Raw genomic sequence first — 18787 nt, forward strand, 5'->3', positions numbered from 1 at the left:
GGACCCAGGACCGCCGTTTTTTGTTTGCGTCAGGAGGGTGAAAGTAACGCCATGGCGGCTTCCATCTCTGCGCTTAAATCCTCCGCTTCGTTCATATCTATTTCCGGGTCGAGCCCGAGTCGGTTGAACGCCGATATCTGTCCCCAATCCATCTCTGTATAAGGGTGCTGGCTGCCTATCAGGCTTTGCAGCTTGGCGACCATTACCACATCCGCGTAGTCGACGCTGGACGCCTCCCTTTGGAAGTTGCTGAACTCTGTCGGCACAATCTGCAGCTCTGCCGGGAAGTCCCACTTCTTGAGGATGTACTGTCCGATAGTGGGCTGCAGGCTTTCAATCAGTTTATCGAGGGTTTCGTTGTCGATATGAATATCGTTATGCTCGATATAGGTGAGTACAGGCAGGGCTCCGATCTGGTGTACTAAACCTGCGAGAGTAGCTTGGTCTGGCTTCAGTTTGGTGTAATGCTGGGCGAGCACGTGACAGATCCCCGCCACTTCCGTGCTGTTGCGCCAGATTTCCCGCATACGCTGATCTACTTGCTCGGAAGTCGCCTGGAACATCTGCTCCATCGCCAGCCCGGTTGCAAGGTTGGTCGTGTAGGCCATGCCGAGCCGGCCAATCGCCATGGTCAGGTTTGATATCTCCCGGCTTCCGCGTAATAGCGGACTGTTACATACACGTATAATGCGGGCTGTCATAGCGGTGTCATTGCTGATGACTTTAGCGAGGTCCTGGACGGAGGAGTCCGGGCTTTCCGCCACTTCTCGAACCTGCAGAGCGACCTCTGGAAGGGTGGGCAGCACCAGCTTATCGGAATCTATCGCCTGAAGTATGTCTGCTTTGATTTTCTCTTCTAATTCTGCCATTTGCATATCCGTGAATAGGTTTGCTGCATTGGATGCGGGCCCGCTGAGGAGCGTTTCAGCCTCTTTCTAGGTCCAATTTAAGTTATAGCAGAAATTCTGGGGGATGCTTGGCTGCGGCGCATAGAATCGCGCCGCTAAGGGAAGGGATTATGTTAAAGCTTCTTCTTGGTATTGCTAACTTCTTCAATTGCGTAGGGAAGCTCCAGTAACTTCAAGGTAATGGCGGTGGATTCCTCCAGATGCAGGCTTGAGTCTATGGCCGCTGACTTGTCCAGAACCGCGAGGACTTTTCCCTGTGCGCTACGAACTACCACGCCAACGCGGACGCCTGTTTCGTTGATAATCCCGGAGCCAGGCGCTGGATCAGCCCCCTCGGCGGAAAGCAGAAACATTCGCTTCTTTAATGTTCCCAAGTATTGCATGCGGGCTACAATTTCCTGCCCGGTATAACATCCTTTTTTGAAGCTGATGGCGCCTAAAGCCTGCAGGTTCAGCATTTGAGGAATAAATTCATCCTGTGTTTGCGGATAAACATTCCCCAGTCCTGACATGACTTCCAGGTGTTCCCAGTCTTCAATGGAGCCGGGTGCGCACTGGGCGTCCAGGTCGGTGAGCAAGGCAGGAGCCTGGGTGCTGTCAAGCCAGCACTCCATACGAGAGACGTCTCCGGGAGAGCGAGTCAGAAGTAGGTGGTCGCTGGTCTCACAAGCATTTGCGGACGCGGGAAGGTTGGGAAAAATATGAGAGAGCCCATCCAGGTCGCCGCTTAGACCAATGACACCCCAATCTTCCAACAAGGTGACGGTGCATTTATAGAAAACCTTGTACTTGTTTAGGTGGGCCAGAAAGTTTTGCGCTATCTCCGCAGGAACTTTCAGCAGGTAGCAATCGGGCTGGATCAGGGTGATGCGGAATAAGGCGACCATGCGGCCTTTCGGAGTACAGCATGCAGCCAGTGATGAGTGTGTGCTGGAAATGTCCTGAATGTCGCAGGTGAATTGTCCTTGCATGAACTTGACCGCGTCAGGCCCCTTGATTTCCAGCAAGGCGACGTTGGTCAATCTATAGAGGCGCGGCGCAGTGGCGTCTGGCTGCGCCGTTGAGGTCATCGCTGGTTCGGCGAAGGCGTTCCAAAAGGACGTCATATGAGTGAATCTCCCTTAATTCCTGGCGAAGCGTAAGCAGACTCGAAAGCGGCGAAATGCATCCGGGTCGCAGTTGTCCCGGACCAAAAACACCAAGTCCCGCCAGCCTGTGCGACAGACCAGCAGGGTTAACAATGAGGTGACGCAGGTGTCCCCATGCAGATGAGTGTCCAGCTCGCGCTTATTGCGTTTTATCAAGCGTACTCTCACATCTTCATCACCGTTTTTTTCATAACGGATTTTTATCACACTCGTCGGCCAGACTAATAGCGCGTACTGACCGACAGTAAAGATAAAGTGGGTTCCTAGCAGTGCGCACAAGGATATCTTCAACCAGATGGGCATCGTCAGGGCCACCAGCACGATACCGATGAGACCGAAAAAAACGGTAAAGAACAGCGTCAGTTGTAGCGATGGCCGCAGCTCAATCGTAGCTTGGTTGAACACGGTCTAGGATGATTTTAACGATGCGCGCCAGATCTGGGTCTTCAGGCGTGGATTTTTGCATGAACCACTGGAACATATCCGTATCCTCACACTCTAAAAGCATACGGTAGCGCGCTTTGTCCTCGTCGGGGAGGTCGGGGTAGGCTTCCTTAAGGAAAGGAACCAGCAGTACGTCCAACTCCAGCATTCCGCGTCGGCTGTGCCAGAATAAACGCTTGTATTCTACATCTTCAGTCATTTGCGCCTCTGTATGTCGCCCGTAGGCTGTCATTCTGGCTGCATGATAACGGCCCAAGGCGTTCGCCGCCACCCATGACGGCGTGAAACCTTGTTGCCGTGCTGGTCAGAGTCACCAGGGTTCAGCGGGAAAGTTAACGGGGGTCAAAATGGTGTTTTCCGGCGTTTTGACTGGATGAGGATAATCCAGGGTGTAATGCAATCCGCGGCTTTCTTTTCGCTGAATGGCTGAACAAATAATCAAGTCTGCGACAGTTACCAGATTGCGCAACTCCAGCAGGTCGTTGGATACCTTGTAGTTGCTGTAATACTCGCGAATTTCCTGGTGCAACAAGTCTACGCGGTGTTTGGCGCGCTGCAGCCGTTTATTGGTGCGTACGATGCCGACATAATCCCACATGAAGCGGCGCAGCTCATCCCAGTTGTGCGAGATCACGACATCTTCGTCTGAGTCCGTCACCTGGCTTTCGTCCCAAGAGGGCGCGGGTGGTGGGGTTGGCGTATGCGTAATGCGGCGGGCGATATCTTCAGCGCAGGATTTGCCGAATACCAGGCACTCCAGCAAAGAGTTGCTGGCCATGCGGTTGGCGCCGTGGAGCCCGGTAAAGGCGGTCTCGCCAACGGCGTATAATGAGTTCAGGTCAGTGCGCCCGGCGCTGTCGGTCACCACTCCGCCGCAGGTGTAATGGGCGGCGGGAACAACCGGGATGGGCTCTTTGGTTATGTCGATCCCATAAGACAGGCAACGCTCGTGGACTGTGGGAAAGTGCCCAATAATAAACTCTCTGTCTTTATGGCTGATGTCGAGGTATAGACAATCTGCGCCAAGCCGCTTCATTTCATGGTCGATGGCTCGGGCGACGACATCTCGCGGGGCGAGCTCCTCTCGCTCGTCAAACTGCCGCATGAAGCGCTTGCCGTTGGGCAGCAAAAGCTTGCCGCCCTCGCCACGAACGGCCTCTGTAATCAAGAAAGATTTCGCCTGGGGGTGGTAGAGGCACGTAGGATGAAACTGATTGAATTCCATGTTGCCCATACGACAGCCGGCGCGCCAGGCCATTGCAATGCCGTCGCCAGTCGCCACGTCAGGATTGCTGGTGTAGAGATAGACTTTGCTGGCGCCGCCGGTGGCGAGCACCACAAATTTGGCGCGAAACAGCTCTACATGGCTGGTGTTTTTGTTCAGCACATAAGCGCCAACACAGCGGTTGCCGGGAAGAAAGAGTTTGCTGTGGGTGATCAGGTCAATGCCTACGCGGTCTTCAAAAATTTCAATATTGGCTCTTTCGCGCGCGCGGTCGGCCAGAGAACCTGAAACAGCGCGACCTGTCGCGTCGGCGGCATGTACGATGCGGCGATGGCTATGGCCGCCTTCTTTAGTGAGATGGTACTTCTGCGTGGAATCTTCGGATTCATCCGTATCGAACTGCACACCTTGGGTAATCAGCCATTCAATCGCCTCACGGCCATGCTCAACGGTAAAACGTACGCTTTCCTTTTCGCATAGCCCGGCCCCTGCAACCAAAGTATCCTGAAGGTGAGACTCAATGCTGTCGTCGTCATCCAGCACTGCTGCAATACCGCCCTGAGCCCACAGCGTGGAGCCGCTTTTAAGCTCCGTCTTGGACAATACCGCTATTCTTAAATCGGAAGGAAGGTTCAGGGCGACGGTAAGGCCCGCGGCGCCACTGCCGATAATGAGAACATCGTGTTCGAAGCTTAAACTCATAGCCTTTGCGCAACTCCAGCAATCAGGAAAACAGCCAGGGGGAAAAGGGCCTGATGGTTGTTGGGCCCAAGCAGAATAGCTGAATATACTAACATTAATGGCTAAGAGTGAACTATCCGAAAAAAGTTGTGTCTATAGGGCTATGCAATCAACTTAATAGACGCAGCAAACGGTGGTTCTTTTATGTCAGTGCAGGTTTTGACCGCTCTTGAATCAACGCGTGGTCGCGCTGAATTACTGGATAATAAGGAAAATATGAGCGCTCCTAACAAGACGACAGACCAACAATTGGTTGAGCGGGTTCAGCGCGGCGACAAGCGCGCCTTTGACATGCTGGTGGTGAAATATCAAAGCAAAGTCATGGCGATTATCGCACGCTATATTCGAGATCACCACGAAGTGATGGATGTTGCGCAGGAGGCGTTTATCAAAGCCTATAAGGCGCTTGCCAACTTTCGAGGCGAGAGCGCGTTTTACACATGGCTTTATCGTATCGCCATCAATGCGGCGAAAAATCATCTTATGGCGCAAGGGCGTCGTCCGCCAGGGGAAGATGTGGACGCCGACGAGGCGGTTTTATACGAAGGCGGCTCTGCTTTGAAAGATATTGATTCCCCCGAACGTCAGGTGCATCGCGATCAGGTCAAACAGGCGATATTTCAGGCTCTGGATGAACTGCCGGAAGATTTACGTTCAGCCCTGACGCTGCGTGAATTCGATGGCCTTAGCTACGAGGAGATAGCTGAGATCATGCAATGCCCAGTGGGCACGGTGCGATCGAGGATCTTTAGGGCTCGGGACGCAGTCGATACGCGAATTGCCCCCATGCTGGAGCAGAAAATGCGAGCCTGAAGTTGGGGAGTAAGGATTGAACGCGGGAGTGTCCTGGTTTTTAGTGGAATGTTGAAATCTCCAAGGTTGGCGAAATGAAAAGTATTATAGAGATGCCGGAGCGGCGCACAGGCTCCGGACTTGCAGAGGTTGACGGTTATGAATGAACGACTGAAAGAATCCATGTCTGCGCTCTTGGATGGAGAAGCGGATGAGTTGGAGGTGCGCCGGATACTGGCGCAATCTCACGATGAAGAGGTGATGGCGACCTGGAGTCGATATCAGCGTGTTCGCGATGAACTCCACGAAGAATCAGCGCAATGGGCGCACGTAGATTTACGGCAGGGCATCTGGTCTGCGCTGGAGAAAGAGGAAGGCGTTGACCGCAATGATAACGTTGTAGAGGAAGAGGTTGCGCTGGAAGAGGCTCGCGCCGGTAATGGCTGGTGGCGGGGAGTCGCCGTCGCTGCGTCGGTGGCTTTCGCCGCTGTGTTTATGGTGGAGTTTTCCGGAGGTCCCGGCACGACGCAACCGGCTCCTGCCGTGGCGACCGGCCAACAGAATCCGCCTTCGGTGAATGTGAGCGGCGCTGGTTCTCATTTAGTGGCGGATTCCGCCGCGGAAAGTGGCGTCGCTGTCCAGTTTTCCACAGAGCATGCAAGCAGACTGAATGCGTACTTGATGAAGCATGCCGAGCAGGCTGCGTTGAACGGCTCTCAGGTTATTTCCCCATACGCCCGTTTGAGCGCCTTTGAGGTGGTTGAGGAGCAAGGAACGGAGCAGCGCAGGTAAGAAATGAAACGGGTAATTCGTAAAGTGGCTGCAATCAAGAAGGGCCTGGGGCTGTGGAGAGCGTTCTGGATCTTGGCCTTAATGTCTCTGATGTCGGTGACGGCGCAGGCTTCAGCGCCTCAAGAATGGTTGCAGCGCATGTTGGAGGCGCGCCAGGAGCTCTCATACCGGGGGGCGTTTATATATAGTCGTGGCGATGAAATGAGCTCGATGAAGGTATTTCATCGCACTCAGGATGGCATGGAGAAGGAACGCCTGATCGCTATGGATGGTGAAAAGAGGGAGATTATTCGAGATGGAGATCTGCTGATTTGCGTGTTTCCCGGCGGTAAGCAAGTCAGGCTGGAGCAAGCGGCATACACAGGGCCTTTTCCAGGGGCGATGCTAAACGGCGGCTCAGACATTGATGCAGTGTACGAGTTTAAAATGGCCGGCGAGGAACGGGTGGCTGGTTACGAAGTGCTAAAAATGGCGGTTATGGCCAAGGATCAGTACCGCTATAGCTACTATCTCTGGTTGGAAAAGAACACGGGCATGTTGCTGAAATCTCTTTTGACCAACCGTAAGGGGGAGGTGCTTGAACACTTCCAGTACACGGTGTTGGAGCTGGGAGCTCAAGTGACTGATCAGGAACTAACTCCTTCCATGCCTGAGGCGGACGTGAAAGCCGTTAAACCTAGCAAAGCGGAAGCGCCGGAAACGCTGCCTGCGCAATGGACGCCGGCGTGGCTTCCGAAAGGGTTCAGCATGTCGCCTAATGTGACCAAGCGTAATGACGTTATGCCTGGAGATATGCGTACGCAGGTATACGGCGATGGATTGACCATGTTCAGCATATTTGTTGAAGAAAATGGAGTTCAAGCCATGCCGGAAGGCGCCTCGCGGATTGGCGCGACAACTGCTTATTCGAAACATATCAAGCATGGCGACATGACATACGTTATTACTGTCGTGGGCGAGGTGCCCATTGAGACGGTCAAGCGGGTGGCGGATAATATGGAGGTAAGTCCATCTGTTGGAGACGCTTCTTGATATTGGAAACGGGAAAAGTAGTGGCTGTCGGTGAAACTGAAGTCTGGGTAAGGACTATTCGTGAGTCGGTTTGCCAGAGTTGCTCGGCCCGCAAAGGTTGTGGTTCAAGGCTGCTAAGCCAAATGAGCGATGGAGCCTCGACCCAGATTAAAGTAGCCAAAGCGTTTGATGTTGAAGTTGGCGACGAAGTGGAAATCGGTGTGGCGGAGGAGGCATTGTTTCGCGCATCTGTGCTGGTATATCTGACTCCCTTGGCTTTGATGATTTGTTTGGCGGGAGTCGCTCACTCACTGCTATATTGGCCCGACCTTAGCGTTGCTCTGGCGGGCTTGTCGGGACTGGGCTTAGGCTTTGTTTTTGTTAAAATCTTGTCATCAAGGCTGTCTTGCAATCCCTCCTACCATCCCCAATTATTACGCAAGCTTTGTTAATTGTCGTATAGCCTAGTTCCAATTATCTAAGGAAAACCTGACGCCGCCATGAGAGCTGAGAGGCGCAGGCTCCTCTGGCTTGGGCGCCTGGGTTAAACGACTAAGTCTATGGTTAGCGTAGGCGTGTTCGATGGCCAAGTGGAGTTGCATATGAAGGTTTGTCAGAGATATACGGCGGTTTTGCTGGTATGGTTAAGCGCCGCTATCAGCATGCGGGCAGGGGCTGTTGATTTACCTGATTTCACCGGGTTGGTGGAGAAAACATCTCCGGCGGTGGTGAATATTAGCACCGTACGCAAAGCCGGAGACGATAGCGCCCAGTATTACTTTGGTGGTCCAGAGCAAGACCAGATTCCTGAATTCTTTCGTCACTTCTTTGGTGACCCATACCGCCGTAGAGGGCCGCAAGAGGCTCAGTCCACGGGGTCCGGCTTTATTGTGTCCCAGGATGGTTACATTCTCACTAATAACCATGTCGTAGCGGGCGCCGACGAAATTTTTGTGCGCCTTATGGATCGTCGCGAATTAACGGCGAAGTTGATTGGGTCTGATGAGAAGTCGGATCTGGCTGTTTTGAAGGTGGAAGCGGATGACCTGCCGGTCCTTAAATTGGGCAAGTCCGCTGAGTTGAAAGTAGGAGAGTGGGTGGTCGCCATCGGTTCTCCGTTCGGTTTTGAGTACACGGTGACGGCGGGGATCGTCAGCGCCAAGGGACGTAGTTTGCCAAATGAAAACTACGTGCCTTTTATTCAAACTGACGTGGCTATTAATCCTGGCAATTCAGGGGGGCCGCTGTTTAATCTCGAAGGAGAAGTTGTTGGTATCAACTCGCAGATTTATACCCGCTCTGGAGGTTTCATGGGGGTATCCTTTGCTATCCCCATCGACGTTGCGTTGGATGTGATGAATCAGCTGAAAGACACTGGCGCGGTCAAGCGAGGCTGGTTAGGTGTGCTGATTCAGGAGGTGAACAAAGATCTGGCTGAGTCTTTTAACCTGAATAAACCGCGTGGCGCTTTGGTGGCGCAGGTCATGAAAGGCTCGCCTGCGGATAAAGCGGGTCTGCAGCCGGGCGATGTCATTGTCAGCTATAACGGTAATGAAATCGGGTTGTCTTCTGAGTTGCCGCATCTTGTAGGGCGCACTACGCCAGGAGAGAAATCGAGTATGAAAATTGTGCGTCGCGGTAACGAGATGGATGTCAGCGTCGAGATCGGGCAGTTGCCGGCGGATGACAACGGCGTCGCCAGTGTGCCGGCAGGCCAGACTGCGCCACAGAGCAACGCTCTGAATTTGCAGGTCCGTGACTTGACGGATGAAGAGAAAGAGAGCCTGAAGGTGTCGGGAGGGGTCATGGTGGCGCAAGTTTTCCCAGGGCCCGCTGCGACCGCAGGCATTCAACCTAATGATGTGATCAGCAGCATCAACAATAAAGATGTTGAAACCGTAGCTCAGTTCCATGATGTGGTTGAGAAACTGCCCGTTGGCAAGTCGCTGCCAGTGCTGATCAATCGTCAAGGAAATCCGGCCTTTATAGTATTGAAGTTGAACAATAAGTAGGTTAGGCGCCGATTAGAGACTGTAAACGGCCGGGCTTCTGATGACGAAGTCCGGCCGTTGCTCGTTTGAATGGCGAGAAAGCGGCGCATCTCCCAATATCGGTGGGAATTCTGAGGGTATTTTGTTAATTCGCTGCAATTTACTCGGCGGAGCTGTTAAAATTTCGCCGCCTTCAACTTTGAATCTGAGTGACAGTAGTCCGTGAGTAAACTCAACCATATTAGAAATTTTTCTATCATTGCCCACATTGACCATGGTAAGTCCACCCTGGCTGACCGCTTTATTCAATATTGCGGCGGTCTGACTGATCGTGAAATGTCCGAACAGGTGCTCGATTCGATGGATATCGAGCGGGAGCGCGGCATTACCATCAAGGCGCAGAGCGTAACGCTTTATTACGATGCAAAAGACGGCGTTCGTTACCAGCTTAACTTTATCGATACTCCCGGACACGTGGACTTCTCTTATGAGGTTTCCCGCTCTTTAGCGGCTTGTGAGGGGGCATTATTGGTTGTCGATGCGGCGCAGGGCGTTGAGGCGCAGTCTGTGGCGAATTGCTACACAGCCATTGAGATGGGGCTGGAGGTTATTCCCATTCTGAACAAGATGGATCTGCCTCAGGCGGAGCCAGCGCGAGTGCGCCACGAAATAGAAGAGATTATAGGTATTGATGCAGCTGGCGCGGTGGAAGCCAGCGCTAAAGCAGGCATAGGCATCCAGGAAAGCCTGGAGCAGATCGTACAGCTGGTGCCGCCGCCGGAAGGAGATCCGGATGCGTCATTGCAGGCTCTTATTATCGATTCCTGGTTTGATAACTATTTAGGCGTTGTGTCTTTGGTGCGGGTTAAAAACGGAACGCTGAACAAAGGCGATAAAATCCTGATCAAGTCGACCAAGACTCAGGAACTGGTGACTTCCATCGGCGTGTTTACGCCAAAGCGTACAGAAACCGGATGCCTTAAAGCGGGCGAAGTAGGTTATGTCATTGCTGGCATCAAAGATATTCACGGGGCTCCCGTCGGCGACACCATTACTCTGGCGAAAACGCCTGATGTGGCCTCTTTGCCAGGATTCAAGCGTGTACAGCCTCAAGTGTACGCTGGCGTATTCCCGGTTAGTTCTGATGACTACGAAGACTTCCGTGACGCTCTGGATAAGTTGACGCTCAACGATGCGTCACTGTTCTTCGAGCCTGAAACCTCCGATGCTTTGGGGTTTGGTTTCCGCTGCGGCTTCCTGGGGATGCTGCATATGGAGATTATCCAGGAGCGTTTGGAGCGGGAATACGATCTGGATTTGATCACCACTGCGCCAACGGTTGTTTATGAAGTGCTGACCAAAAAAAATGAGGTCAACAAAGTCGACAACCCTTCAAGGTTGCCAGATCCGGGTTTCATTGAAGAAATGCGTGAGCCGATCGTTGAAGCCAATATTCTTGTGCCGCAGGCGTATCTTGGCAACGTCATAGCTCTCTGTGTGGAGAAGCGCGGCGTACAGAAGAATATGCAGTTTTTGGGCAATCAGGTCGCTCTGTCCTACGAAATTCCTATGGGGGAGGTTGTTCTAGATTTCTTTGATCGCCTCAAGTCGGTAAGCCGTGGCTACGCGTCCCTGGATTATCATTTTGTACGCTTCCAGGCCGCCAATCTGGTGCGTTTGGATATTCTTATCAATGGCGACAAAGTGGATGCGTTGGCGCTTATCGTACACCGTGATAATGCCGCCTCGCGTGGGCGTTTGCTGACGGAGAAAATGAAAGAGCTGATTCCCCGTCAGATGTTCGATGTGGCCATCCAAGCGGCCATTGGAGGGCAAATTGTCGCCAGAACCACAGTCAAAGCGTTGCGTAAAAACGTATTGGCCAAATGCTATGGCGGAGACGTTTCACGGAAGAAAAAACTGTTACAGAAACAGAAAGAAGGTAAGAAGCGTATGAAGCAGGTGGGCAGCGTTGAAATTCCACAGGATGCGTTTCTTGCGGTACTGAAAGTCGATAAATAAAACAAGTTGCAAACCGTTAGCAATAAAAAACGAATTGAATAGGACACATGATGGACTTTGATTTCTCTCTGATTCTGGTTGTGCTGACTCTTGTCTCCGGCTTGATTTGGTTGGCTTTTTGGTTGTTCGTGAAAGCCAAAACGCGGGGCGAGAACAGCGTGATGATCAAAGAGCCAGTGGTGGTGGAATATTCCCGGTCTTTTTTTCCGGTCCTGTTTTTAGTGTTGGTGGTTCGCTCCTTTCTTATCGAGCCTTTCCAGATACCCTCTCAGTCTATGATGCCAACCTTGGAAGTTGGCGACTTTATCTTGGTCAATAAGTACTCTTATGGTCTAAGGGTTCCCGTTCTGGGTTATAAGTTTCTGGATCTGGGAGACCCGCAACGTGGCGATGTAATGGTGTTTCGTACGCCTGAGGACAACAGCACCAACTACATAAAACGCGTGATAGGCGTACCTGGCGATACGGTGGAATACAAAGATAAGCGGCTGATCATCAATGGAGAACCTGTGGATGAGAAATTAATCGCCGCACTGCCCGCTGGCGCTCCGAGAGAACTCCACTACGAGGAGCAGCTGGGGGAGAAACTACACCGTATTATCAAGGAAAATTACCCAAACTCTGGACATGAAGGGCAATGGGTCGTGCCGGAAGGCAAGTATTTCATGATGGGCGATAACCGTGATCGCAGTAAGGACAGCCGTTATATTGGTCTGGTGCCGGATGAAAATATCGTTGGTAGAGCATTTGCAATCTGGATGCATTGGGAAACCTTCCTCTCTCTACCCTCTTTTTCCCGTGTGGGCTCGATACAGTAACGCGCTTTACTGTAAAAACAGTGAGTTAACGTCTACTCTCTAAATAATATTGATAAACAAGAGGATGGTAAGGAGTGAATATGCGCAAGAATCAGCAGGGCGCTTCTCTTCTGGTGACATTAATATGGGTCTTGATTGGTATATCTGTTATCACACTTGGCATAAAGCTTATCCCAATTTATATCGATGATTTTGCTGTGAAATCATCTTTGGAGGGGCTTAATAGAGAGGCTGAATTGGCGCAGTTGTCTAATGCGGAAATTCTGTCGAGGTTGGACAAGCACTTCATGGTCAATAACGTACGTAACTTTGATAAGAAGAATATCAAAATCACTCGCGAGAAGACCAAGATGCGCATAGATATCGTTTATGAGCAGCGCACTGATATTGTTAGCAATGTTAGCGCCGTTGTTTCATTTAATCATCACTTGGAAGCCAATAATCAGTGACAGCTAAGCTGGAAAGACTGCAGCGGGCGCTCGGATATACATTTAAAGAGCCCGCTTTGCTTACTTTGGCGCTTACCCATCGCAGCTTTGGTGGTCGTAATAATGAGCGCTTGGAATTTTTAGGGGATTCTGTCCTCAATTTTATTATCGCCGATTATCTTTTTGGTCGTTTTGAAGAGGCGCGGGAAGGGCAGTTGAGTCGCTTGCGGGCCAGAATGGTTAAAGGGGTGACTCTCGCTGAAATCGCCAGGGAGTTTGATCTGGGCGAGTATCTGCGTCTAGGATCAGGTGAAATGAAGAGCGGCGGCTTTCGTCGGGAATCCATCCTGGCGGATGCGCTGGAATCAATTATTGGCGCTATCTATTTAGATGCTGGGTTTGAAGTGTGCGCGGACAGGGTCTTGAACTGGTTTGAGGCGCGTTTGCAGAAGCTTAATCTCAAAGACACTCAGAAAGACTCCAAAACACGCTTGCAGGAGTATTTGCAGGCGCGCCAGCTCAATTTGCCTCGCTACGACGTTATGTCGGTTCAGGGGGAGGCCCATGCGCAGACCTTTCACGTGCGTTGTGACATAGACGGTTTGCCTGAGCCGACAGAGGGAACAGGAAGCAGTCGTAGAGTGGCGGAACAGAAAGCGGCGAAACAAGCTTTGGTGGCGTTAGGAGTGGATCAGTGAGTATTGATGTAAATCCGCAAGAGAATAGCCGTTGCGGCTATGTTGCGATCGTTGGACGGCCAAATGTAGGTAAATCCACTCTGCTGAACCATATATTGGGGCAGAAGATTAGCATTACCTCGAAAAAGCCGCAGACTACCCGCCATCAAATTCTGGGGATCAAGACAGAAGGCGACTATCAGGCTATTTATGTGGATACGCCTGGTTTGCACCAGTTGGATAAAAAAGCGCTTAACCGAGTGCTGAACAAAACCTCTTCGTCTGCGATCAAAGATGCGGATGTGATTGTTTTTGTTGTCGATAGAAAACGTTGGACAGAAGAAGATGATTACGTTTTGTCAAAAATCGCCAAGGTGAATCGACCGCGTATTCTTGCAATCAATAAAGTGGACAAGTTGGAAAATAAAAACGACTTGCTGCCGTTTATTGATAAAGTGCAGAAGATGTGTGAGTTTCAACACATCATTCCACTATCCGCCTTGCGCGGACAGAACATTGACAGGCTGGAAGTGGTTATTCATGAAATGCTGCCGCAAGGCATCCACTTCTTTCCTGAAGATCAAATTACAGACCGCAGTGAGCGTTTCATGGCGGTGGAAATTATCCGTGAAAAAGTCATGCGGCAACTGGGTAACGAAGTGCCTTATGAGATTGCCGTGGAGATCGAGCAATTTAAACGTGAAGGCGCCTTGTTGCGCATAAGCGCCCTGATTCTGGTGGAAAGAGAGGGGCAGAAGAAAATAGTGATCGGCCAGAAGGGAGAAAGAATCAAGCGCATTGGTTCTGACGCTCGTAAAGATATGGAAAAGTTGTTTGAGAGCAAGGTCATGCTGGAAACCTGGGTGAAGGTGAAGTCGGGCTGGAGCGACAACGAGCGCGCTCTGCAAAGTCTGGGTTACGACGACCGTTAACGGGCGCTCTGGCCATTATGCCGCCGGTTGCGCTTCAAGCCGCCTATGTGTTGCATAGCAGGCCGTATCGCGAGAACAGTCAATTAGTCGATCTGATAACCGAGGTTGATGGAAAAACCTCTGCTGTGTTGAAAGTCGGCGGCCGCAGGAACAAGGTCGCCAATATACTGCAGCCCTTCACCGAGCTGGAAGTTGAGCTGGTAGGGCGTAACGAGCTGAAAACCCTCATTCGCTGTGACACGACCAATACTCGTTTTCCTTTAGTTGGAGAGGCTCTTTACGCTGGCCTTTACCTTAACGAGTTGTTGCTGAAGTTGCTGCAGCCGTTGGAAACCTGCCAGGAGGTTTTTAACGCCTACAAATCGAGCCTGTCTTTTTTATCTCACCCTCAATCGAGTCTGGAGCCTGGCTTGCGGGAGCTGGAGTTTGCATTGTTGGCTGAACTGGGGTTCGGCGTGGACTTTGGTGTAGAAAGCGCTACTGGCGATCCAGTGATAAATGGGATGGCTTATTATGTCTCGCTCACTGAAGGCGTATGTCAGGACGTGGAACCGTCCTCTATTGTTGTACAAGGGCAGCACTTGCTTGCGATGGCCAAGCGTGACTGGAGTGTTCCAGGAAGTCTGCTGGCAGCCAAGCGTTTGACTCGACACTGCCTTGATGAGCTGCTGTGCGGTCGTCCACTGCACTCCCGAGAGCTGATGCGCAGTTACCTGAAGCTTTCCAAAAGTTAGAAGCCGTCAGAATCAAAAATCGCCAAAGGACAATCGCTATCTAAGATTGAGGAGCTGACTGGGCTTGATACTCCCGAAACTCAGTCTGCCAATCGTTTCTGTCCGACCAGTAAAGCACTCTTTCTATTTCCTCAAATAACTTGGATACAGCTACTTCCAGTGGTTCCACGTCGCGTTTTATCTGTCCTTCCAGGTCTGCGGCGGCGTTGCGAAGCAAGGGGACGCCGCAGTATCGCGTCGCTCCGTGCAGGCGGTGAACGCGCTCCAGCAGTTCGGACCTGTCTTGCTGCTCCCAAGCGTGCTCAATGGACTTGCGTTCTTCCGGCAGGTTTTCAAGTAACATGGAGAACAACTCTTCCGCTAACCCTTTTTTGCCGCCGGCAAGCGTAACGCAACTACGAATGTCTACACATGGCTCGGTTGCGGCCTTCACTGAAGGCTTTATCTTCCCGGGCTCTCGCACTGGTTGTTGGGTCAGTAAAGGCTGAGGCGTCAGCTGGAATCCAGTTCTGCGTTCGATGATTCGTTGCAGTTCATCCTCGTTTGTGGGTTTGGTCAGATAGTCGTCGAAACCGCTTTGCAGCAGTTGTTTGCGTTCTTCCGACATGGCGTGAGCGGTTAGAGCTATGATTGGCGTGCGCCGCTTGCCTGCTTCAAACTCTCGTATCTTGATCGTGGTTTCGACGCCGTCCATACCGGGCATTTGCACATCCATAAAGATGACGTCGAAGCGTTTCTGCTTGGCTTTGGTGAGCGCTTCGTAGCCGCTCATGGCGGTTTCCACAACCGCGCCCAAGTCTAACAGGAAAGCTTCGACTAGCTTGAGGTTGGCGAGATTATCGTCCACCGCCAGCACTAATGGCTTGCGGCCGCTATTGGCGTTCAATTGCTTGATCGTTACCGCCGATGGCGCTTCCTCTTCCTCTGAGCGCCCTTCAATCAGCCAGCCTAGCGCATTCGCCAGACGGCGTTGCGAAGCGGGCTTGATCAGGAAGGTCGAAGCGTCCGTCAGGATCGGCGGTTCTTCGTTGCCGGTGTCTATCGTTGGGGTCAATATGAGTGTGCGGCAATCGAGTTTGTACTCCAGCTTGCGCACAGTCTGTAGATAAGAGTTGGAGCGCAGGTGGTGGCGAGTCAGGCCAATAATGGCGACGGCGAAGCCTTCTCCTTTGCGTTGCGCTTCCTCCACCTTGTCCGCCAAGTCTTTGATATTGTCTACTTGGGTGACATTAGCTCCCCATTTTTTGAGCGTATGCTCCACGGCCAGTCCGGTTTTCTTCTGGTGCTCAAGGTAGATAATGCGCTCGCCTTCGAACAGGCGGTGGTTGAGCTCATTGTCTGGCTGGTTGGGCGCAATTTCTACTGGGAGTTCAATCCAGAAAGTGGAGCCTTTGCCGAGTTCGCTTTCGACGCCGATCTGGCCTCCCATTTGTTCAGTCAAACGTCTTGATATCACCAGGCCGAGCCCGGTGCCGCCGAAGCGCCTTGCTGTTGAAGCGTCCGCCTGACTGAAGGCGCTGAACAATGTCTGCTGTTGTACGCGGGAGAGCCCTACGCCGCTGTCGGTGACGGTGATTTTAATGAGAGAGCTTTCATCGGACTCATCCTCCAGCATGACGCGAACCACAACCTCGCCGCTTTGAGTGAACTTAATGCCATTGTTGACCAGGTTGGTGACAATCTGCTTGATGCGCAATGGGTCGCCCATAATGTGGCTGGGCACATCGGAGTAGACGAGGCCTGCCAGATCCAGGTTTTTCTCGTGAGCGCCGGGGGCGAGCATTGTAAGGACGTCTTCCACGATTTCCTGCAGGTTGACGGTGGTGTTGTCCAGCACCAGCTTGCCAGCTTCGATCTTGGAGAAGTCGAGGATGTCGTTGATGATAGTCAGCAGGATCTCGGATGATTTTAGAATGGTGTTGAGCTGGTCCCGTTGCTGTGGTCCCAGATTGGATTTCAGTAGAAGGTGCGTGAAACCGATGATGCCGTTAAGCGGCGTGCGGATTTCGTGGGACATGTTAGCGAGAAACTCGGACTTCACACGGCTGGCTTCAATTGCTTCTTTGCGGGCCATATCCAATTCAATGTTCTGGATTTCTATAGTTTCCAGCGTTTCCCTCAGATCTTCCGTGGCTTGATCAATATTCTGCTGCATCTCGCTGCGGGCCTTGGCGAGCGCCTCCGCCATGGAGTTGATGCCGTCCTGCAATAACGCCAGTTCCGGGCTGGCTTCGATATATACACGGGTATCCAGTTTGCCTTCTTTTATACGGGTAAGCGCCTGAGCTACTTGAGACAGCGGCGAAGTAAGGTCGCGGCTCAAACGAAGCGCAAGAAAGGTGCACACAATAATGGCGGTGAACACGGCGCTGACGGCGAAGAGAATCGTTCGATACTTGGCGACCTGAGTTGGCGCTCGGGACACCTCAATGACCGCCCACCCTAGAATATTGTCTTGCAGTCCATTAGAGGTTTCGGATTCCTGTAAATTGGCGTCCTCACTCAGGCTGAGATCCTGCAGTGTGACCGGGGCGGTGAAGCGCAGCACATCCTCACTGGAATAAATCGTAAGCTGGGTGGATAAGCTCGCGGGGATCGTGTGCTCTTCCTGGATGCGTGGACCGGCGTGGGCCAATATCTGCCGTTGACGCCCATAAATCGATACAGAGCGAATATCTTTCTCTTCCAACACGGCGTTGGTCAGCCCGATCAATTGACGGCGATTTCCTGTGAAAACGCCATACTCCGCAGCGTTGGCGAGGTGACGGGCGGAGTCTGAGCCGCGCTCCAGAAGTACGTCGCTGAGGTCGTCCAGGCGTGTAAATACAAAGGCGGCGGACAGCGTAAATGCGATGGTGAGTGACGGCGCCAAGGTCAATAAAATGACCTTTACTTTTATGCCCCAACGTTTCATGCAGGGGCCCTTTGGCGGCTTGTGGAGGAGGCGCGGATAAACGGCATATTATGGTATTTATGATATAAAGTGATTTTTATATTAAAAAAGAATATATCGCCACTCTCAGATTATTGCTTATCATGGCCGATGTTCGGCCAATATCAAGTCCGGACATGGCTATCGAGGGAAATGCTTCGATAGTGGAACAGGGACCGGACTTTCGCTCTGGCGACGTCGCGTCATTGTCACAGCGGACAAGGATACTTCCGATTCTACAGCTAATTGATTGAATTTAAAAAGAAGCGAACGTTAAAGATGTCATACCCCACGATTGAATCCTACGTTGGAAACACACCGCTTGTTCGACTGCAGAGACTGCCCGGCGACACCACTAATGTCATTCTGGCGAAGCTTGAAGGGAATAATCCAGCTGGGTCAGTCAAAGACCGACCTGCGTTGAGCATGATTCAAGAGGCTGAAAACCGGGGAGATATCCGTCCTGGCGATACTTTGATTGAGGCGACCAGCGGCAATACCGGGATTGCCTTGGCTATGGCGGCAGCGATCAAAGGCTATCGCATGGTTTTGATCATGCCGGCGCACATGAGTGAGGAGCGCCGCGCAGCGATGACCGCCTACGGTGCGGAGATCATCTCTGTGTCCAAAGAGGAGGGGATGGAAGGGGCGCGTGATCTCGCTAAGCAGATGGAGGCGGAAGGCAAAGGCAAAGTGCTGGATCAGTTCGCTAACCCTGATAATCCCCTTGCGCATTACAAGACCACAGGCCCGGAAATCTGGCGGCAAACCGACGGCTCTATTACCCACTTCGTCAGCTCTATGGGAACCACTGGTACTATTATGGGTACCTCTCGCTATCTTAAGGAGTGTAACCCGGATATTCAGATAGTCGGATTGCAGCCTGCGGATGGAGCGTCCATACCTGGTATTCGGCGCTGGCCGGAAGCTTATTTACCTAAAATATATCAGCCTGAGTCTGTGGATTTGGTTTTGGATATTGGGCAGCAGGAAGCCGAAGAGACAATGCGGGCGCTGGCTCGGGAGGAAGGTATCTTCTGCGGCGTATCCTCTGGCGGCGCAATCGCTGGAGCATTACGTTTATCCCGCGAGGTTGAAAATGCGGTGATCGTCGCCATTATCTGTGATCGGGGCGACCGCTACCTGTCTACAGGCGTATTCCGCGGCTGACCCGTTGCTCTGGCAAAGCCCT

18 protein-coding genes are annotated in these 18787 nt (G+C 52.1%); 12 read left to right on the plus strand and 6 right to left on the minus strand.

The genetic code is table 11. The features are described from left to right. Window positions 1-29: 29 nt before the first annotated feature. The 5 genes from AC2IBB_RS10360 to nadB all read right to left on the minus strand — a co-directional run bounded on the left by AC2IBB_RS10360 (window position 30) and on the right by nadB (window position 4427). Entirely contained in the window at window positions 30-869 is an 840-nt protein-coding gene (locus AC2IBB_RS10360; protein WP_486332784.1) for an HDOD domain-containing protein, read from the minus strand. A 152-nt stretch (window positions 870-1021) separates the two neighbouring features. Then, the gene (ygfZ, locus tag AC2IBB_RS10365) at window positions 1022-2014 is read right to left on the minus strand and encodes a CAF17-like 4Fe-4S cluster assembly/insertion protein YgfZ (RefSeq protein ID WP_486332785.1); all 993 of its coding nucleotides are present in this window, start codon (window positions 2012-2014) and stop codon (window positions 1022-1024) included. Between the two features lie 15 nt (window positions 2015-2029). Next, window positions 2030-2461 carry a protein YgfX gene (locus tag AC2IBB_RS10370; protein WP_486332786.1) on the minus strand — a complete coding sequence of 144 codons (432 nt, stop codon included), beginning with the start codon at window positions 2459-2461 and terminating at the stop codon, window positions 2030-2032. Continuing rightward, window positions 2439-2699 carry an FAD assembly factor SdhE gene (locus AC2IBB_RS10375; RefSeq protein ID WP_486332787.1) on the minus strand — a complete coding sequence of 87 codons (261 nt, stop codon included), beginning with the start codon at window positions 2697-2699 and terminating at the stop codon, window positions 2439-2441. The genes AC2IBB_RS10370 and AC2IBB_RS10375 overlap by 23 nt, the downstream gene beginning before the upstream one ends. 111 nt (window positions 2700-2810) lie before the next feature. Then, a complete protein-coding gene (nadB, locus tag AC2IBB_RS10380; RefSeq protein ID WP_486332788.1) occupies window positions 2811-4427 on the minus strand; it encodes an L-aspartate oxidase in 1617 nt (538 codons plus the stop codon). A 255-nt stretch (window positions 4428-4682) separates the two neighbouring features. On the opposite strand from nadB, the gene rpoE reads away from it, so the two are divergent. From rpoE to recO, 11 genes are all read left to right on the plus strand, one after another. After that, entirely contained in the window at window positions 4683-5279 is a 597-nt protein-coding gene (gene rpoE / locus AC2IBB_RS10385; RefSeq protein ID WP_127972760.1) for an RNA polymerase sigma factor RpoE, read from the plus strand. Between the two features lie 138 nt (window positions 5280-5417). Beyond that, window positions 5418-6050: a sigma-E factor negative regulatory protein gene (locus AC2IBB_RS10390; protein ID WP_486332789.1), complete on the plus strand. Its 633-nt coding sequence runs from the start codon at window positions 5418-5420 to the stop codon at window positions 6048-6050. A gap of 3 nt (window positions 6051-6053) precedes the next feature. Further along, window positions 6054-7082, plus strand: coding sequence for a MucB/RseB C-terminal domain-containing protein (locus AC2IBB_RS10395; RefSeq protein WP_486332790.1), 1029 nt, complete (start codon window positions 6054-6056; stop codon window positions 7080-7082). A 20-nt stretch (window positions 7083-7102) separates the two neighbouring features. Continuing rightward, the gene (locus AC2IBB_RS10400) at window positions 7103-7513 is read left to right on the plus strand and encodes a SoxR reducing system RseC family protein (protein WP_486333944.1); all 411 of its coding nucleotides are present in this window, start codon (window positions 7103-7105) and stop codon (window positions 7511-7513) included. 150 nt (window positions 7514-7663) lie between these two features. Continuing rightward, window positions 7664-9073, plus strand: a complete 1410-nt coding sequence (locus tag AC2IBB_RS10405; RefSeq protein WP_486333945.1) for a DegQ family serine endoprotease — start codon at window positions 7664-7666, stop codon at window positions 9071-9073. A 201-nt stretch (window positions 9074-9274) separates the two neighbouring features. Then, on the plus strand, window positions 9275-11074 hold the full coding sequence (lepA, locus tag AC2IBB_RS10410) for a translation elongation factor 4 (RefSeq protein WP_486332791.1): 1800 nt from the start codon (window positions 9275-9277) through the stop codon (window positions 11072-11074). A gap of 50 nt (window positions 11075-11124) precedes the next feature. After that, entirely contained in the window at window positions 11125-11892 is a 768-nt protein-coding gene (gene lepB, locus AC2IBB_RS10415; protein WP_486333946.1) for a signal peptidase I, read from the plus strand. Between the two features lie 80 nt (window positions 11893-11972). Beyond that, window positions 11973-12341 carry a DUF4845 domain-containing protein gene (locus tag AC2IBB_RS10420; protein WP_486332792.1) on the plus strand — a complete coding sequence of 123 codons (369 nt, stop codon included), beginning with the start codon at window positions 11973-11975 and terminating at the stop codon, window positions 12339-12341. Then, complete coding sequence (gene rnc / locus AC2IBB_RS10425) at window positions 12338-13018, plus strand: ribonuclease III (RefSeq protein ID WP_486332793.1); 681 nt, start codon at window positions 12338-12340, stop codon at window positions 13016-13018. Before AC2IBB_RS10420 ends, rnc begins: the two co-directional genes overlap by 4 nt. Beyond that, a complete protein-coding gene (gene era, locus AC2IBB_RS10430) occupies window positions 13015-13929 on the plus strand; it encodes a GTPase Era (RefSeq protein WP_486332794.1) in 915 nt (304 codons plus the stop codon). Before rnc ends, era begins: the two co-directional genes overlap by 4 nt. Before the next feature lie 17 nt (window positions 13930-13946). Beyond that, on the plus strand, window positions 13947-14663 hold the full coding sequence (gene recO, locus AC2IBB_RS10435; RefSeq protein WP_486332795.1) for a DNA repair protein RecO: 717 nt from the start codon (window positions 13947-13949) through the stop codon (window positions 14661-14663). A gap of 40 nt (window positions 14664-14703) precedes the next feature. On the opposite strand, the gene AC2IBB_RS10440 is transcribed toward recO, so the two are convergent. Further along, window positions 14704-17577 carry a response regulator gene (locus AC2IBB_RS10440; RefSeq protein ID WP_486332796.1) on the minus strand — a complete coding sequence of 958 codons (2874 nt, stop codon included), beginning with the start codon at window positions 17575-17577 and terminating at the stop codon, window positions 14704-14706. Between the two features lie 297 nt (window positions 17578-17874). On the opposite strand from AC2IBB_RS10440, the gene cysM reads away from it, so the two are divergent. Then, on the plus strand, window positions 17875-18765 hold the full coding sequence (gene cysM, locus AC2IBB_RS10445; RefSeq protein WP_486332797.1) for a cysteine synthase CysM: 891 nt from the start codon (window positions 17875-17877) through the stop codon (window positions 18763-18765). Window positions 18766-18787: the final 22 nt, after the last annotated feature.

The sequence above is a fragment of the Hahella sp. NS-SX17 genome (assembly GCF_057367735.1).

Excerpts from the sequence above, each read along its gene's own strand:
- ygfZ (WP_486332785.1), bottom strand. The coding sequence starts at position 2,014 with ATGACGTCCTTTTGGAACGCCTTCGCCGAACCAGCGATGACCTCAACG.
- lepB (WP_486333946.1), top strand. The coding sequence starts at position 11,125 with ATGGACTTTGATTTCTCTCTGATTCTGGTTGTGCTGACTCTTGTCTCC.
- AC2IBB_RS10405 (WP_486333945.1), top strand. The coding sequence starts at position 7,664 with ATGAAGGTTTGTCAGAGATATACGGCGGTTTTGCTGGTATGGTTAAGC.
- nadB (WP_486332788.1), bottom strand. The coding sequence starts at position 4,427 with ATGAGTTTAAGCTTCGAACACGATGTTCTCATTATCGGCAGTGGCGCC.
- cysM (WP_486332797.1), top strand. The coding sequence starts at position 17,875 with ATGTCATACCCCACGATTGAATCCTACGTTGGAAACACACCGCTTGTT.
- AC2IBB_RS10440 (WP_486332796.1), bottom strand. The coding sequence starts at position 17,577 with ATGAAACGTTGGGGCATAAAAGTAAAGGTCATTTTATTGACCTTGGCG.
- rpoE (WP_127972760.1), top strand. The coding sequence starts at position 4,683 with ATGAGCGCTCCTAACAAGACGACAGACCAACAATTGGTTGAGCGGGTT.
- AC2IBB_RS10360 (WP_486332784.1), bottom strand. The coding sequence starts at position 869 with ATGGCAGAATTAGAAGAGAAAATCAAAGCAGACATACTTCAGGCGATA.
- AC2IBB_RS10420 (WP_486332792.1), top strand. The coding sequence starts at position 11,973 with ATGCGCAAGAATCAGCAGGGCGCTTCTCTTCTGGTGACATTAATATGG.
- AC2IBB_RS10395 (WP_486332790.1), top strand. The coding sequence starts at position 6,054 with ATGAAACGGGTAATTCGTAAAGTGGCTGCAATCAAGAAGGGCCTGGGG.
- recO (WP_486332795.1), top strand. The coding sequence starts at position 13,947 with ATGCCGCCGGTTGCGCTTCAAGCCGCCTATGTGTTGCATAGCAGGCCG.
- AC2IBB_RS10390 (WP_486332789.1), top strand. The coding sequence starts at position 5,418 with ATGAATGAACGACTGAAAGAATCCATGTCTGCGCTCTTGGATGGAGAA.
- AC2IBB_RS10375 (WP_486332787.1), bottom strand. The coding sequence starts at position 2,699 with ATGACTGAAGATGTAGAATACAAGCGTTTATTCTGGCACAGCCGACGC.